Genomic DNA, 14554 nt, shown 5'->3' with positions numbered 1-14554 from the left:
GGACCCCGACTATCAAATCCGTCGGCTGCGCTGTGTTATAACCGGGAGCTATATGCGACTAATCATTTCTGAGAAGGCCAATACGGCCAAAAAGGTTTCCCAGTTTCTGGCGGAGGGTTCGGTGAAGGAGGGGAAGCACCGCTCCGTGCCGCACCACACTTTTACGTGGAAGGGCGAGGAGACGGTCTCGGTCGGGCTCAAGGGGCACGTGCTGAACCCCGAGTACCCCGAGCAGTACTCGAACTGGCAGAAGGTCGAGCCCCGGGAGCTGATCGACGCCGAGATCCTGAAGTCCGTATCCGAGAAGGGCGTTGCCGACGCGGTCAAGTCCCTCTCCAAGAAGGCGGATAAGGTGGTAATCGCCACGGACTTCGACCGCGAGGGGGAGTTGATCGGGGTGGAAGCGCTCTCGCTGGTCTTCGAGGCGAACCCGAAGCTGGTCGACCACGTCGAGCGGGCGCGGTTCTCGGCGCTTACGCCGGGGGAGGTCAACCGGGCGTTTGACGAGCTCGTCGAGGTTTCGAGGGAGCTCGCGGAGGCGGGGGAGGCCAGGCAGGACATCGACCTGATCTGGGGCGCCACCCTTACCCGGTGGGTCTCCCGCGCCACGAAGCGCTACGGCCCCGCGTTCCTCTCGGTCGGCCGCGTCCAGTCCCCGACCCTCGCCCTCATAGCCGAGCGCGAGAAGGAGCGCCGCGCGTTTGTCCCCGTTCCTTACTGGGAGCTGGAAGTAGACCTGAGAAACGGCGAGCCGTTCACGGTTCGTCACAAGACCGCCCGCTTCGACGAAGAGGCGAAGGTCAAAGAGGCCTACGAGAACGTCGCGGACGAGGCGACCGTCACCGGGGTCGAGCAGAAATCCGCGACCCGCAACCCGCCGACGCCCTTCAACACGACCGCTTTCCTGACGGCCGCCTCGAACCTCGGCTACAGCCCGTCGAGGGCGGCCAGGCTCGCGGAAGACCTGTACACGGACGGGTACGTCTCGTACCCGAGGACGGACAACACCGTCTACCCGAAATCGCTCGATTTGCCCGAGGTGCTCGGTTACCTCAAGCGCGTCGAGGGGGCCGGGCCGTACGCGGAGAAGTTGCTTGCGGGCGGGAAGCTCTCGCCGACGCGGGGCAAGAAAGAGACGACTGACCACCCCCCGATCTACCCTACCGGCTACGCCTCCAAGAACGCGCTGCGGGACGACCAGTGGAAGATCTACCAGCTCGTAGTCCGCCGCTTTCTCGCCACGCTCTCGGGCCCGTCGAAGTCCCTGCGCACCACCCTGCGCTTCGACTCCGGCGGCGAGCCGCTCACCACGGGCGGCACGGTCGTTACCGAAGAGGGCTGGCTCGGCGTCTACCCGTACAGCCGCCGCGCGGACGAGGAGATACCGAACCTCCAGGAGGGCGACGTGGTGAAGGTCGTCGAGAAGACGATCCACGCCAAGGAGACCCAGCCGCCGGGCCGCTACGGCGCCGGCCGCCTCATAAACGTGATGGAGGACTTGGGGCTCGGCACGAAGGCGACCCGCCCGAACATCATCCAGAACCTCTACGACCGCGGCTACGTCCACGACGATCCGCTCGTGCCGACCGAGAAGGGCGTCAAGGTCGCCGAGGCCCTCACGGACTTCGCCTCGGAGATAGCCTCCCACGAGATGACGGCCGAGCTCGAAAAGAGCATGGACGCCATCTCGGAGGGTAAGATCTCCAAGGACTCCGTGGTCGACGAGTCCCGCGACGTGCTGCGCCGCGTCTACGACCACCTCCAGAACGTCGAGACGGAGTTCGCCGACATCGTCTGGGAGGGCATCCGCACGGACGAGACTCTGGGCAAGTGCCCCGAGAGCGGGCACGACCTCATAGTCCGCCGCAGCCGCAAGAGCCGCAAACGGTTCGTGGGCTGCTCGGGCTACCCCGACTGCAACGTGACCTACCCGCTGCCGCAGCGGGGTGAGATCATACCCCTCGGAACCACCTGTGATGCCTGCGGCTCCCCCGAGATAAAGGTGCTCGGCGGCAAGCGTCCCTGGGTGACCTGCATCAATATGGATTGCCCGAAGAAGCTGGCCCAGAAGGAAGCGGCCGAGAAGGCCAAGAGAGAACAGCAAGAGGGGGGGAGCCCATCAGAGGAGAGCGCGAAGGAACCGGTGAAGTCCACCACGTAGCGGAGAGACTCGACCTCGAATTCCTCCAGGATCATCCCAACCGACCGCCGTCGCGCCTGACCCGGGTCGGCGGCTACCTCATTATCCTCGCCATCGCCGTCTTGGTTTGCTATTCTGCTGCGTTATAGTTAAGGTATAAGAAGACGGCGTTAAAAAGTGAGTAGGCATTGACCCCCATAATCGGCGTAACGGCGACATTAAAAGAGGACATCGACCAGGTGGCGGAGCGCCCGCTCGGTCATTTCGTGCGGGCCGATCTGGATTACGTCGCCGGGGTGGCCGAGGCCGGTGGGGCGCCCGTCGTGTTGCCGCCCGTCGGGGAGAGGCGGATGGCGGAGGCCGTGATCGGCGGCCTCGACGGGTTGCTCTTGAGCGGCGGCAGCGACCTCGACCCGCGCTACTACGGCGAAGAACCGTCGCCGGAGCTCGGGCCGACCATTCCCGAGCGGGACGCGTTCGAGGTGGCGTTACTCGAGGTTGCGTTGCGGCGTGGGATCCCCGTCTTCGGCATCTGCCGGGGGCTTCAGGTTTTGAACGTGGTGCTCGGCGGGACGCTCTACCAGGACCTTCCTTCCCAGTTCGGGGGAGAGGTCCTCAAGCACCGGCAGACCACCCCCAAGTGGCAGGCCACGCACGAGATAGAGGTCAGGGACGGCTCTTATCTCGCTGAGGTGGCGGGGCGGGGTGTGGTGAAGGTCAACTCCTACCACCACCAGGGGATCAAAGACCTCGCCGACGGCCTGGTCGTCTCCGCCCGTTCGGAGGATGGGGTGGTCGAGGGGATAGAGGGCACGGATCTCTCGGACCGCTGGCTCGTCGGGGTGCAGTGGCACGCCGAGGCCATGCGCGGGGCGAGCCGCCAGCAGCGCGCCCTCTTCGAGGCCCACGTCTCGGCGGCCGAGCACCACGCCCGCCGTCAGGCCGCGGCGTAGGGCGGACCGCCGCGAGACCCCCGCGAGACGTCCCCGCCAGGGGGCTGTTCTTCACCATCGAAGGTCTGGATTTCTCCGGCAAGACGACCCTCGTGCGTGCCTTGAAAGACTCGTTGGCCGGCACCGGCACGCACTTCACGCGGGAGCCGGGGGGGACGCCGGTCGCCGAGAGGATCCGGGACATCGTGCTAGATCCCGAGGCCGAGATGGACGCGTGGACCGAGGCGTACCTCTACGCGGCCGCCCGGGCGGACCACGCCCGCGGCGAGGTCCTGCCCCGTCTGGAGCGGGGCGAGGACGTCGTTTGCGAGAGGTACCTGGACTCGAGCCTCGCCTACCAGGGCTTCGGGAGGGGGCTCGGGTTGGAGGCCGTGCGCGGGCTCAACGCCTACGCCGTCGGCGCCGTGATCCCTGATAAGACTTTCTACCTGCGCCTCCGATCAGGGGAGCGGGAGCGGCGGGCGCGCGAGCTCGGGGCTGCGCTTGACAGGATCGAGGTCGTGGGCGCGGATTTCATGCGCCGGGTGGAGGAGGGTTTCGAGGAACTGGCGCGTCAGGAGCCCGAGAGAATCGTCGTTCTCGACGCGTCGCGCTCGCCCGGGGAGATGGCCGAGAAGATCGTGGGTGAGATGCGCCAGCTGCAATATACTCGTGACCAAGAGGCTACTTGAGGAGAGGCGTGGATCTCGGACCGGCGGCGGCATGACTGTGGGCGGAACAGGGACGTTCAACGGCGTTTTCGGGAACGCCACGACGATTCGGCTGCTCGAGAATGCCCTCTCGACCGGTGAGGCGGCGCACGCTTACATCTTTTTCGGGCTCGCCGGGGTCGGAAAAAGGACGGTGGCGCGGTTGTTTGGGGCCGCGCTCGTGGCCGGCGGGGACGCGGGGGCCGAAGATAGGGCTCGGCGCGGGCTTCATCCCGACCTCGCGGAGATTCGGCCCGAAGGGGCCTTTACGACCATAGGGCAGGTGCGCGAGATCCTGCGCCTCGCGGCAAGCCGGCCTTTCGAGGGCGCGCGCCGGGTCTTTATCCTGGAGGCGGATACGCTGAACGTGCAGGCGGCAAACGCCCTGTTGAAGACGCTGGAGGAGCCGGAGGGCGAGGCGGTCTTCGTGCTGCTCGCCACCTCGCGCGAGGGTGTAATGCCGACGATCCTCTCCCGTGCCCAGGCCGTCCGGTTCAACCCGGTGCCGACCGCGGAGGTCGAAGAGTTCCTGCGCGGGCGCGGGGTGGAGGAGCCGGCCCTCGCGGCGGCGCTCGGGCGGGGGAGCGTCGGGCTGGCGTTGCGCTACGCGGAGGACCCCGGGCTCGCGGAGTTGCGGCGGGCGGTCTTCCGGGCCGGATCCTCCTTCGGCGAGGACTTCGAGGGGCGTTACGGGGCCGTGGAGGAGATCGTGGCGCGGGCCGAGGCCCTCGGCGCCGCCCGGGAGAAGGAGGTGCTCGCCTCGTTCGAGGAGCCGGACCGGCGGGCCAAGGACGGGGCAAAGAGGGCCGGAAAGGCGGCGCGGGACGGGGCGGTTCGCGAAGCCCTGGACCTTCTGGCCCTGATGTACCGGGACGCCGGGGCGGTGGCGGCGGGGGCTCGGGAGCTCGCGGCGAACGTGGACAGGCTCGACGAGCTCGGGGCATGGGTGGACGAGCACCCGGACGCCGACTGGGCCGGGGCGGCGCAGGTATTGGGGGAAGCGAGGGCGGCGCTTGCGTATAATGTCTCCCCGGAGGCGATCCTGGAGGTGGCGCTATCGCGGATACGGCGGAGAGTACTAGAACCCTTCCCCGGCTCGTCGACGTCCGCATCCCGGGCTGGGGCGTAGCCAAGCTCTGCTACGCCCGCGACCTCGACCTTCGAGTCGGCTACCGGGTGGTCGTCGCCACGGAGGTGGGAGATTTCGTGGGCCGCGTCGCCCTGACGCCCCGCCGCCGCGAGGCCTACGCAGACCCCTACGACATCGTGCGCGTCGTGGACGATGAGGACGAGCGCGAGGAGGACCGCAACCGCGAGCTCGGGCGGGAGATGCGCGTGGAGGCCCGCAAGCTCGCCCGCGACCACCGCATAGAGAGGGTCGAGTTTATAGGCTGCGACGTATCCCTCGACGGCCGGTACGTCGAGGTCAAGTACCAGGCGGAAGAGAAGCAGTTGGACCTGCGCCCGGTAAAGGACGGTCTTCAGAGGGCCTACAACGTGCAGGTTACGCTCCGCAGGTTCGGGTTCCTCGACCGTTCGGGGGACGCGGGGGGATGCGACACCTGCGGGCTGCCGCTGTGTTGCGCGACGTGGAGCGGGGCGAGGGACATGGGGCCCGTCAACGTGAGGCTGGCGAAGCAGCAAGGCGTCACGCCGAACGAGAAGATCATGGGTTGTTGCGGCGAGGTCAAGTGCTGCATGCGCTACGAGCACGACGCCTACAAGGAGTTCAAGGAGCGGGCCCCGTTCCGCAACTCCATAGTCAAGCTGGGGGAGAGGCAGGGCAAGGTGGTCGACTACTCGATGGTCCGCGACGCCGTCGTCGTCCAGGTGGGCCCCAAGCGTTCCGACCAGGAGACGATCCCCCTCGGCGTCCTCGCCCGCGACAACCCGGACGTCGAGCCCGCCGACCCGGAGGACTGGGACCAGCCCGAACCCGAAACCCCGGACCATCCCCGGGAAGACTAGCCCCGTGCGCGACAACCTGTGCGACGTGCCAGGCGTGCTCGTCGGCCACGCCACCAACCGCGAGGGCCTGACCGGCTGCACCGCCGTCCTTTTCGACCTGCCCGAAGGCGCCGTCGTCGGCGTCGACGTGCGCGGCTCCTCCCCGGGCACCCGCGAGACCGACCGCCTCGGGCCCATCGGGGCCGTGAGGGGCACCCACGGATTGCTCCTGACCGGCGGCAGCGCGTTCGGCCTCGCCGCCGCGGAGGGCGTGGTCGGCTTTCTGGAGGAGAGGGGGGTGGGCCTCGACGTCGGGGTCGCGCGCATACCGCTCGTCTCCGCGGCCGTCCTCTTCGACCTGGTCGTGGGGGACGCGAAGGCCAGGCCCTCCGCCGCGATGGGCTACGAGGCGGCGGTCTCCGCCAAAAGCGGCCCCTTCGAGCAGGGCAGCGTGGGCGCCGGGACCGGCGCGAGCGTGGGCAAGGTGCTCGGCATGGAGCGGGCCATGAAGGGAGGTGTCGGGAGCGCGTCGGTGGAGCCCGAGGAGGGCCTGATCGTCGCCGCAATCGCCGCGGTGAACGCCTTCGGCGACGTCAGGGACCCGGAGACGGGGGAGACCCTGGCGGCGCCCCGTCTGGACGACGGCACCCTGGGAGATACCGCCATACTGCTACCTGAGGCCGTCTCCCGGATGCGATGGGGCGAGAACACGACTTTGGGCATCGTGGCCACCAACGCCCGGCTCACCAAGCCGCAGGCGGTCAAGGTCGCCCAGATGGCCCACGACGGCCTGGCCCGCGCCGTCCACCCGGTTCACACGACCGTAGACGGCGACGTGGTCTTCGCCGCCTCCGCAGGCACCGTAGAGGCGGCGCCCGACGTCGTGGGGTCGTGGGGGGCCCGCGTCATGCAGCGGGCCATCATACGGGCCGTCCGTTCGGCCGAAGGGGTGGCAGGCATCCCCGCGGCATCCGAGATCTGAAGCGGCTTGCAGAGAGGTCGAACCTCTTTGCGAAGCCGTCGGCTCTCAGCCGTCAGCTTTTAGCCAGGAGCAACAAAGCCGACGGCTGAGAGCGGAGGCGAAGCCGGAGCGCGCTGACCGCTGACGGTGCGGATCGCGGTGGCTCAATGCCACCGCGATCCGCTTTAAGTGGTGCGCCTGCCAGGTCAACGGGCAGAAACGACAAAGCCCGTAACACGCAGCTTACGCGGGCGCGAACACGTCAAGGATCGCGCCGGTGAAAAACGCGAGGCCCATAGCCACGAAGGGCGACAGCACGATCACGAGCAAGACGACCATCAGGGGATCTACCCGCTTACGGGTCGCGAGAAAGACCAGCAGCGCTCCCGCCAGGAGAAAGACCAAAATCTCCACAGGCCCTATCGTCAGCAAGAACACCCTCCCTCACTCAGTGACCCGAGACGGCCCGCGGTCCCGAACCCGGTGAGGGGCGTCGCCCGAACAACCTGAAACCCGATACCTGTAGCCTGAAGCCTACATAAACTCCATATTGTGGCCGGCGCGGGAGACGGCCGCGGCGCCGCCGCCTTCGGGCGGTGGCTCGGCCACGACCGCTTCGGTGGTCAGGATCAGGGCGCCTATCGAGGCGGCGTTTTCGAGGGCCGAGCGGGAGACCATCGTCGGGTCGGTTATGCCCGCCGAGACGAGGTCCTCATACCCCCCGGTGAGCGCGTTGAAGCCGACGACGCCGCCCTTTTCTCTCACCCTGTTGACGACTATGGAGCCGTCTGCGCCGGCGTTGGCGGCGATCTGGCGTATCGGCTCTTCGAGGGCCCTGTATACGATCCTTGCCCCCGTCTTCTCGTCGCCGTCGAGGGTGTCGAGCACGCCGCCGACGGCCTCCTGGGCGCGGAGGAAAGCCACGCCGCCGCCCGGGACTATGCCCTCCTCGAGGGCGGCCCGGATCGCCGAGAGGGCGTCTTCGACGCGGTGCTTCTTCTCCTTCAGTTCCGTCTCCGTGGCGGCGCCGACCTTGATGATCGCGACGCCGCCCGCGAGCCTGGCGAGGCGCTCCTGGAGCTTCTCGCGGTCGAAGTCCGATTGCGTGTGCTCGAGTTCGTTGCGGATCTGGTGCGCGCGACCGGAGATTTCCTCGGGATCACCCCCGCCGTCTATGAGCACGGTGTCGTCTTTCGTGATTACGACGCGCCTCGCGCTGCCGAGCTGGTCGAGCGTGGTGTTCTCGAGCGTCAGGCCGAGTTCCGCCGTGACCACTTCTCCGCCGGTCAGGATGGCGAGGTCCTCCAGCATCCTCTTGCGGCGGTCGCCGAAGCTCGGCGCCCGGACGGCCGCGACGGAGAAGGTCCCGCGCACCTTGTTGACGATCAGGGCCGCAAGCGCCTCGCCTTCGAGGTCATCGGAGACTATGAGGAGCGGCCTTCCCGCCTGGACGGTCGCGTTCAGGATTGGCAAGAGGTCGGGGACGCTGCTTATCTTCTGGTTGGCGAGCAGGATGAGCGGTTCGTCGAGAACGGCCTCCATGGTCTCCTGGTCGGTGACGAAGTAGGGGGAGACGTAGCCCTTGTCGAACTGCATCCCCTCGGTGAACTCGAGCTCCATGCCCAAAGTCTGGCCCTGCTCGACGTTGACCACGCCGTCCTTGCCCACCTTATCGATGGCTTCTGCCAGGACGGAGCCTATCTCCTGGGAGCGTGACGAGACGGCGCCGACGCGCGAGATCTCGTCGCGGCCGGAGATCTCGCGCGCCTGTTCCCTGATGGACGCGACCGCGGCCTTCAGCGCCTTGTCGATGCCGCCCCGCAGGATGACCGGGTTCGCGCCGGCGGCGACGTTCTTGAGGCCCTCGCTGACGATCTTCTGGGCCAGCACGAGCGCCGTTGTGGTCCCGTCCCCCGCGACGTCGTTGGTCTTTGTGGCGACCTCGAGGACGAGCTGGGCGCCCTGGTTCTCGAAGACGTCCTGCAGCTCCACCTGGCGGGCTATCGTTACGCCGTCGTTGGTAATAGTAGGCGTGCCGAACGCCTGTCCCAGGACCACGTACTGGCCCTTCGTACCCAGCGTTACCCTCACGGCGCCCGCGAGCTTGTCGACGCCCCTCTCCAGGGAGCGGCGGGCGTCGGCATCGAACTTCAGCTTCTTGTGCGCCACAAAAGGCCTCCTTTTAATCGGCAGCTTGTCAGCCAGTCAGCATTTCAGCCGGTCAGCTTTTTTCGGGTAGTCGAAAGCCGGCGGCGGGTGACAGGGCCTGCAATGGGCTTTTCTCTCTTTCCCGCCTTCCGGCTTTTGTTTCGCGTGCTCCTGGCTGACGGGCTGACCAGCTCCTCAGGCGGCCGAGTCTTCAGGGACGAGGATGCCGCGTCCGCGCAGGTTGCCCGAGTTGAGGTCCTGTATCGCGTCGTTTACGGCGTCGAGCGGGTAGGTCGAGGTGTGCAGGGTGACGAGGCCCCGGGCCGTGAGGTTCATCAGCTCTTCGAGGTCGTTGTACGTGCCGACGAGGTTGCCGATCACGCTCCGCTCGGTCGAGACGATGTCTATGGTCGGGATCTCGATCTTCCCGCCGTACCCGATGGCGTAGTGAAAACCGGCGGGCCGGGTCATCTTCCACGCCTCGTCCTGGGCGCCCCTCTCGCCGACGTAGTCGAAGACCACCTCCGCGCCGCCGTTGGTCATCTCCAGGACCGTATCTGCGTAGCCCTCCGTTACCTGCACCGTCTCGTCCGCGCCCCAGTCTTTGGCGAGGGCCAGTGCCTCCTCGCTCGGGTCCACGACGATGATGTTCGTCGGCGTCATCGCCCTGAGGCACTGGATGCCGATGTGACCGAGACCGCCGGCGCCGATGACGACCGCGTTCGTGCCCGCGTAGAGCTCTGGCACGGCTTTCCTGACGGCGTGGTGGGCCGTCAGGCCCGCGTCGGCCAGCGCCGCTATGTCCTTGGGCTGCAGGATCGGGTCGAGCTTGACGACGCTGCGGGCGTTGGTCCTCAAGAGCTGGGCGAAGCCGCCGTCCTGGCTTATGCCGGGGAAGGCGCCGTTTTCGCACTGCATGTCGCGGCCGGCCCGGCAGTAGTGGCACAGGCCGCACGTCATGAGGGGGTGGCAGATCACCGTATCCCCCGGTTGCACGTTCGTAACCGCCGACCCTACTTCCTCGACCCACCCGGAGTTCTCGTGCCCGAGAACGTAAGGCAAGAGTGTCCCGTTGGGGTCCTGAATAGGCGCCCACTGGCCCTCGACGATGTGGATGTCCGTCCGGCAGAGCCCGGCCGCGCCCACCCTCACGATGACGTCCAGGGGTTCTACTATCTTCGGTTCGTCTATCTCCTCGACCTTGAGGCTGTCCTTCGGGATGCTGTCGTCGTAGCGGTGCAGCCGGGCCGCCTTCATGCGGTCCTCTCCTCTCTCTCGGGGATGCCGTAGCGCGTCGATAGGAGCCCGCGGCAGAGGCTCGCGTTCCCCTCGATACTGACCCTAACCGTCTTCGCGAACCGCAGGTGCTGCACCACGGCCTCTTCCGGCACCTTTTTGCCGTCCGGGTCGACGACGAGCGGGGCCTCCGCCGAGACGTCGAGGCCGAGCTCCGCCCTTCTCTGCAGGTACTTCTCGAACTCGTCGGAAGGAGGCAGGTCCTCCAATTTCATGTTCGCGAGCTCCTCCGAAGAGTGGCCTTCGGCCCTGAGGGTCCGGCAGAGCTGTTCCTGGCGGGAGACGAAGCTCTTGCGGCGGAAGGTGGTGCGCAGCTCTTCGAGGTCGGCCCCTTCTGTCTCTTTCGGGAACGCGCCGTCGAAGCCGTGCTGTTCGTTGACGCCGGTGTTGATCTCCTCCGAGGCGTAGTGGTCGTCGAGAAAGACCGTCGCCCGCTCCACGCCTGGTACCGAAAGCGCCGCGGCCTGCGCGTCCGCGACCATCAGGTACGCGAAGTTCGGGGCGCAGAAGTACGTGGGCAGGCGAAGCCGGATCGTGGTGGCGCCGTCCTCGATCTCTAAAGATGAGACGAAGTCGAGGTCCGTTATCGGTTCGTCGAGCTCCGGGTCCCGGACGCCCGAAAGGGCGTCCAGGACTGCTTGACGGCTAGGCATCAGGCCGGAGAGACCGGCTCGGCGGCGACGGGACCCGTGCCGTGGTCGGCGGTTACGGCCTGCATCTCCGCGGGGACCTCGATGTCGTAGAGGGCCGCGGCGTTCAGGCCGAGGACCTTGCGCTTGATGTCGGGCGTGATCTCGGCGTAGTCGTCGAACTCCGCGTCCTCCGGGTACTTGAAGTCCACGAACATCTCGACGAGCCACTTCGGCTGCCAGAGCGCGTAGTCGCTGGCGAAGAGGATCTTGTCCTCCCCGAGCCAGTACAACAGCTCGCCGATGATCTGGGCGAAGTACCTGGGCTTGGCGTGGATGAACGGCATTGCCACGGCGAGCCCGCCGTAGACGTTGGGCTCCTGCGTACCTATCCAGCAGAAGTCCTCCAGCCTCGGCAACCCCACGTGCTCGACTATGAAGTTGAGGTCGGGGAACTCGCTTGCTATGCGGTCCACGTCGGCCACGTCGAAGGCGTCCTTGTTTAGCGGCCAGATCGTCGGCCCCTTGTGGACGTGGACGTTCCTGATCCCAAGCTCCATGCACTTTTCGAGGTGCTTCATGGACCAGTAGTCGTCTAGCTTCCAGCCGCGGGAGTCCTCGTGCCACTCCGCCGTGTAGAGCTTGACGCCCGTGAAGTTGTACTTGTTGAACTTGTCCTCGAACTCCTTGAGGCCGACCTCGCCGCGCCTGGGCTCGAAGGAGCCGTTCAGGATGAATTTGTCCGGGTACTTGTCCCTGAGGATCGCGTTCCGCTCTGTGGTGTTGAAACCCTTGCCATAGAAGTCCGTGAGGTAGGTGGACTGGAAGATGGCCTTGTCGACGTAACCGATCTCGAAGAGGTCGTGCATCATGTCCTCTTCGGAGTACTTGCGGTACTTGTCGTAGTCCCAGACGTACTCTTCGGGGCTGAGGTTCTTGTGGTAATCGTAGAAGCAGCTTATGAAGCCCTCACCGTACCTGTTGGAGGTGTTCTCCGGGCTGGCGTCCCAGTAGTGGACGTGGCCGTCCACCACGAAATACTTCTCGCCGTCCTTTTCGTACAAAAGATCTCCTCTCCCTATCAGATACGCCGCTCCCCAGCCAGACGCATCTCCTATCCATACGCATACACCGGGCAACGAACAGTGCTTACCCGGCCCTCAAAGGTTGCGCGAATCCTCGAACCGATTCTCTCCTTTCCCCGAGTTGAGACGTACGTGATTATAGGGTCAACCCTCGACCCGGGGCAACAACGCCCCCGGCTTTCCGACAATGTAAGAAAAACGCCGGGGAGTGGGGACATGGGAACCCGTTCTGTATAGACTGTTGCAAGCGGGGGACGTTCACCGGGGAACGCGACCGTCTGTCGCCGCCCATCCACGAAAGGAGTCCGGGATGCTCGGGGATCACGCGAACAGGCGCACGGAGCCGAGGGTGTTCGGGGAACGCACCCTCAAGGCCGGCAGGATGCTGTACATGTGCCACGAGAACGGGACCGAGGACCCGTGGAACACCGTGGCGATGGCGGTCTGCGCCTTCGAGGGCCTTCACACCAAGGACGGCTGGGAGTACCTCTTGATGAACCGCAGGGATATAGAGGATATCGCCGGCGCCTACGAGAAGGCCGACACCCCCGAAGAGTTCACCAGAGAGATTCTGCGCCTCAAAGAGCGCGACCTGGCGCCCCGGTCGGGCAACGGCTGAAGGGCGGCAACCCGGAAGCCGGCGAAACGGTCCAGTCTTCCGGAGCGGGAGGACGCGTGGCTTCTCGTGGGGAGAGCAGGGCCGAGGTGCGCGGTGAGCTCGCCCGGCTCGGATGGGAGGTTCGGGAGGGGGGCGCGCCGTCCGGCGCGGTTATCGGGGCGCACGGCAAGTACTACCTGATGGTCAGCTTCGGGGACGATGGTCCTACGTCCGTGATCATCTCCTACGTCGGACGCGGTGGCGGGCTGCTCAGCCGCGGATGGCCGGGCGTGGAACGCCTCCCGAGCCCCCGAAACGTCGTCAAGGCGCTCTCTCACCGGCCCTGAAGTAAGACGACGCCGGGGCTGGTCCCACGCGCAAACCGCCGTAGCCGGGTGCATCTCGGGGGGATGCAAAAGGCCGGCGGTCTCCCGTGCGGGAGACCGCAGGCCTTCTACCTTTGGCCCTCGGTCAGGCCGGCAGTTGCGGTTCGTCGTCGTCCGGGGGCTCGAAGCCCAGGTATTCGGCGGCGTCCTCGGGGTTGGCGAAGAGGAGGACGCGGTCGTCGAGGCGGACCATGCGACCGTAGTGGGTCGAGGTCTCGATCTCGAAGTCGTTGGTGGTGAACTCCTCCTCGCCGAGGGCGTCGGCTATGTCCTCCATCACGAACTCGAGCTTGTCGTTGGCGTCTATCCGGATCATGGCCGGGTACTTGGTGACCTCCACGCCCTCTTTCTCGCCCATGAGCTCGGCGATAACGTTGCCTTCCACGCCGGCGCTGAACGTGACCCCGCACCTGCCCGACGCGGTGCGCTCGTTCTTGAACCGTTGTTCGGTGCCCCCGGTCACGCCGTCACCTCCTGCGGCATCCGCAGTTCGAGGTCCGAGAGGATGCCCTCGAACCGGGTCTGGACTCTCTCGTAGGCCGTCTCGAAGCTTGCCGCGGCGGGCTTGGTCTCCGGCTCGGACCACAGCGGCTCCAGGCCCTTGGCGGCGGCGACGCTGTAGGGCGTCCACTTCGCCAGCCACTCCTGCATGAGCTCGCGGTTCGCCTCGCCGTGGACCTCGTCCGCGCCCATGACCCGGTACATCTCCTTGCTGTAGCGCAGGTCCCTGTCGTTGAACTCGCGCTCGCTGACACCGATGATCGAGGGCGTCAAAAAGTCGCCGTTGGGGGCCGCGAAGCGCATCACGAACTGGCTGCGGAAGAGCTCGCCGACGAGCGGCTCGAAGACTATGTTGGCGGCGAAGACCGTCTCTGCCCAGTCCTTCTCGTTCATGATGCGTTCGACGTTCTCTCGCACGCCCTGCCAGGACGGATCGTTCATCCAGGTGTCTTTGTGCGCGGCGCCGTCGAAGACGTCCTCGCCGAAGATCTCCGTCAGCTCCAGGTTGTAGAGAAGGATGTCCTGGGCCGTGCGGAGCTTGTGCATGCAGTTAACGGCGATGGCGTTGTTTAGCATGTTGCTCATCGCCGCCCGCTGGGCCGGCATGAAGACGTACATCCCGAGGCCGTGGTCGGCGTGCGACCAGGTGCTGACGTGCCTGGCGAGGATGTTCAGCCAGTCCCTGCTCCAGTCCTCGAAGATGTTCTCGGACTTGGCGTCCTCGATGCTCTGCTGGATCTGGCGTATGGAGTTGGAGTTGTTGATATAGAACGTCTTCTCCCACTCCTCGTTGGGGTCGCGGAACTCGTGCCAGTTGGACGACTTTATCTTGGTCCACTTGGGATCGTAGCCAAGGTCCCCGTTGGGCCAGCCAAGGATCCAACCCTGCGTCAGGTATTTCTCGGGGTCGGGCTGGACGTCCACCGTAACGTCTTCGTAGTGACTGGCCCTGCGCCCCTTGGGCTCGAAGTAGTTGTATTTGCGGCTGTTGGACCCCGCGAACACGGCCGCGCCGGCCTCGGCGTCCGTCAGACGGATGGGGGGCAGGCTACGCTCTCCCCTGCCAACGCCCTCGGTAATTGCCTTCTCTTCGGTCACCTTGTGGCGACCTCCTTTCCCGTTTGGCTGTGTGCTACGAGCGCCTAATTCTCCTGGTGTGTCGCCTCCTTTCTGGACGGACGCCGATACCCACCCCTACTACGTCGGCGTCCTCCTCTCCCC

At 66.2% G+C, this 14554-nt stretch carries 15 protein-coding genes; 8 read left to right on the top strand and 7 right to left on the bottom strand.

Going from position 1 to position 14554, the window contains the following annotated elements; all coding sequences use genetic code 11:
* The first annotated feature begins 52 nt into the window (after nt 1-52).
* The 6 genes from GBA63_RS12665 to GBA63_RS12640 all read left to right on the top strand — a co-directional run bounded on the left by GBA63_RS12665 (nt 53) and on the right by GBA63_RS12640 (nt 6711).
* Complete coding sequence (locus GBA63_RS12665; protein WP_166176577.1) at nt 53-2161, top strand: DNA topoisomerase I; 2109 nt, start codon at nt 53-55, stop codon at nt 2159-2161.
* 167 nt (nt 2162-2328) lie between these two features.
* A complete protein-coding gene (locus GBA63_RS12660; RefSeq protein WP_207956761.1) occupies nt 2329-3093 on the top strand; it encodes a gamma-glutamyl-gamma-aminobutyrate hydrolase family protein in 765 nt (254 codons plus the stop codon).
* The gene (gene tmk / locus GBA63_RS12655) at nt 2988-3764 is read left to right on the top strand and encodes a dTMP kinase (RefSeq protein ID WP_166176575.1); all 777 of its coding nucleotides are present in this window, start codon (nt 2988-2990) and stop codon (nt 3762-3764) included. Before GBA63_RS12660 ends, tmk begins: the two co-directional genes overlap by 106 nt.
* Nucleotides 3745-4911 (top strand): DNA polymerase III subunit, encoded by a 1167-nt coding sequence (locus tag GBA63_RS12650; protein WP_166176573.1) that lies wholly within the window; start codon nt 3745-3747, stop codon nt 4909-4911. Before tmk ends, GBA63_RS12650 begins: the two co-directional genes overlap by 20 nt.
* Nucleotides 4912-4958: 47 nt before the next feature.
* Nucleotides 4959-5750, top strand: coding sequence for a regulatory iron-sulfur-containing complex subunit RicT (gene ricT, locus GBA63_RS12645; protein ID WP_166176571.1), 792 nt, complete (start codon nt 4959-4961; stop codon nt 5748-5750).
* A 4-nt stretch (nt 5751-5754) separates the two neighbouring features.
* Nucleotides 5755-6711 carry a P1 family peptidase gene (locus tag GBA63_RS12640; RefSeq protein ID WP_166176569.1) on the top strand — a complete coding sequence of 319 codons (957 nt, stop codon included), beginning with the start codon at nt 5755-5757 and terminating at the stop codon, nt 6709-6711.
* A gap of 222 nt (nt 6712-6933) precedes the next feature.
* On the opposite strand, the gene GBA63_RS12635 is transcribed toward GBA63_RS12640, so the two are convergent.
* The 5 genes from GBA63_RS12635 to GBA63_RS12615 all read right to left on the bottom strand — a co-directional run bounded on the left by GBA63_RS12635 (nt 6934) and on the right by GBA63_RS12615 (nt 11827).
* Nucleotides 6934-7104 (bottom strand): hypothetical protein, encoded by a 171-nt coding sequence (locus tag GBA63_RS12635; protein ID WP_166176567.1) that lies wholly within the window; start codon nt 7102-7104, stop codon nt 6934-6936.
* 120 nt (nt 7105-7224) lie between these two features.
* Nucleotides 7225-8859 (bottom strand): chaperonin GroEL, encoded by a 1635-nt coding sequence (gene groL / locus GBA63_RS12630; protein ID WP_166176565.1) that lies wholly within the window; start codon nt 8857-8859, stop codon nt 7225-7227.
* Nucleotides 8860-9033: 174 nt separating this feature from the next.
* The gene (locus GBA63_RS12625; RefSeq protein ID WP_166176562.1) at nt 9034-10095 is read right to left on the bottom strand and encodes an NAD(P)-dependent alcohol dehydrogenase; all 1062 of its coding nucleotides are present in this window, start codon (nt 10093-10095) and stop codon (nt 9034-9036) included.
* Entirely contained in the window at nt 10092-10787 is a 696-nt protein-coding gene (locus tag GBA63_RS12620; protein ID WP_166176560.1) for an iron-sulfur cluster assembly protein, read from the bottom strand. Before GBA63_RS12620 ends, GBA63_RS12625 begins: the two co-directional genes overlap by 4 nt.
* A complete protein-coding gene (locus GBA63_RS12615; RefSeq protein ID WP_166176558.1) occupies nt 10787-11827 on the bottom strand; it encodes an amidohydrolase family protein in 1041 nt (346 codons plus the stop codon). Before GBA63_RS12615 ends, GBA63_RS12620 begins: the two co-directional genes overlap by 1 nt.
* 331 nt (nt 11828-12158) lie before the next feature.
* On the opposite strand from GBA63_RS12615, the gene GBA63_RS12610 reads away from it, so the two are divergent.
* Nucleotides 12159-12467, top strand: a complete 309-nt coding sequence (locus tag GBA63_RS12610) for a hypothetical protein (RefSeq protein WP_166176556.1) — start codon at nt 12159-12161, stop codon at nt 12465-12467.
* A gap of 56 nt (nt 12468-12523) precedes the next feature.
* Nucleotides 12524-12793 carry a hypothetical protein gene (locus GBA63_RS12605; protein WP_166176554.1) on the top strand — a complete coding sequence of 90 codons (270 nt, stop codon included), beginning with the start codon at nt 12524-12526 and terminating at the stop codon, nt 12791-12793.
* A 124-nt stretch (nt 12794-12917) separates the two neighbouring features.
* On the opposite strand, the gene mimD is transcribed toward GBA63_RS12605, so the two are convergent.
* Together mimD and GBA63_RS12595 are read right to left on the bottom strand one after the other, a co-directional pair.
* A complete protein-coding gene (gene mimD / locus GBA63_RS12600) occupies nt 12918-13295 on the bottom strand; it encodes a propane 2-monooxygenase effector subunit MimD (RefSeq protein WP_166176552.1) in 378 nt (125 codons plus the stop codon).
* The gene (locus GBA63_RS12595) at nt 13292-14431 is read right to left on the bottom strand and encodes an aromatic/alkene monooxygenase hydroxylase subunit beta (protein WP_207956760.1); all 1140 of its coding nucleotides are present in this window, start codon (nt 14429-14431) and stop codon (nt 13292-13294) included. The genes mimD and GBA63_RS12595 overlap by 4 nt, the downstream gene beginning before the upstream one ends.
* Between the last annotated feature and the right edge of the window lie 123 nt (nt 14432-14554).

This window comes from Rubrobacter tropicus (assembly GCF_011492945.1).
In the GTDB taxonomy this organism is placed as follows: domain Bacteria; phylum Actinomycetota; class Rubrobacteria; order Rubrobacterales; family Rubrobacteraceae; genus Rubrobacter_D; species Rubrobacter_D tropicus.
This window is presented reverse-complemented; position numbering and strand designations above follow the sequence as displayed.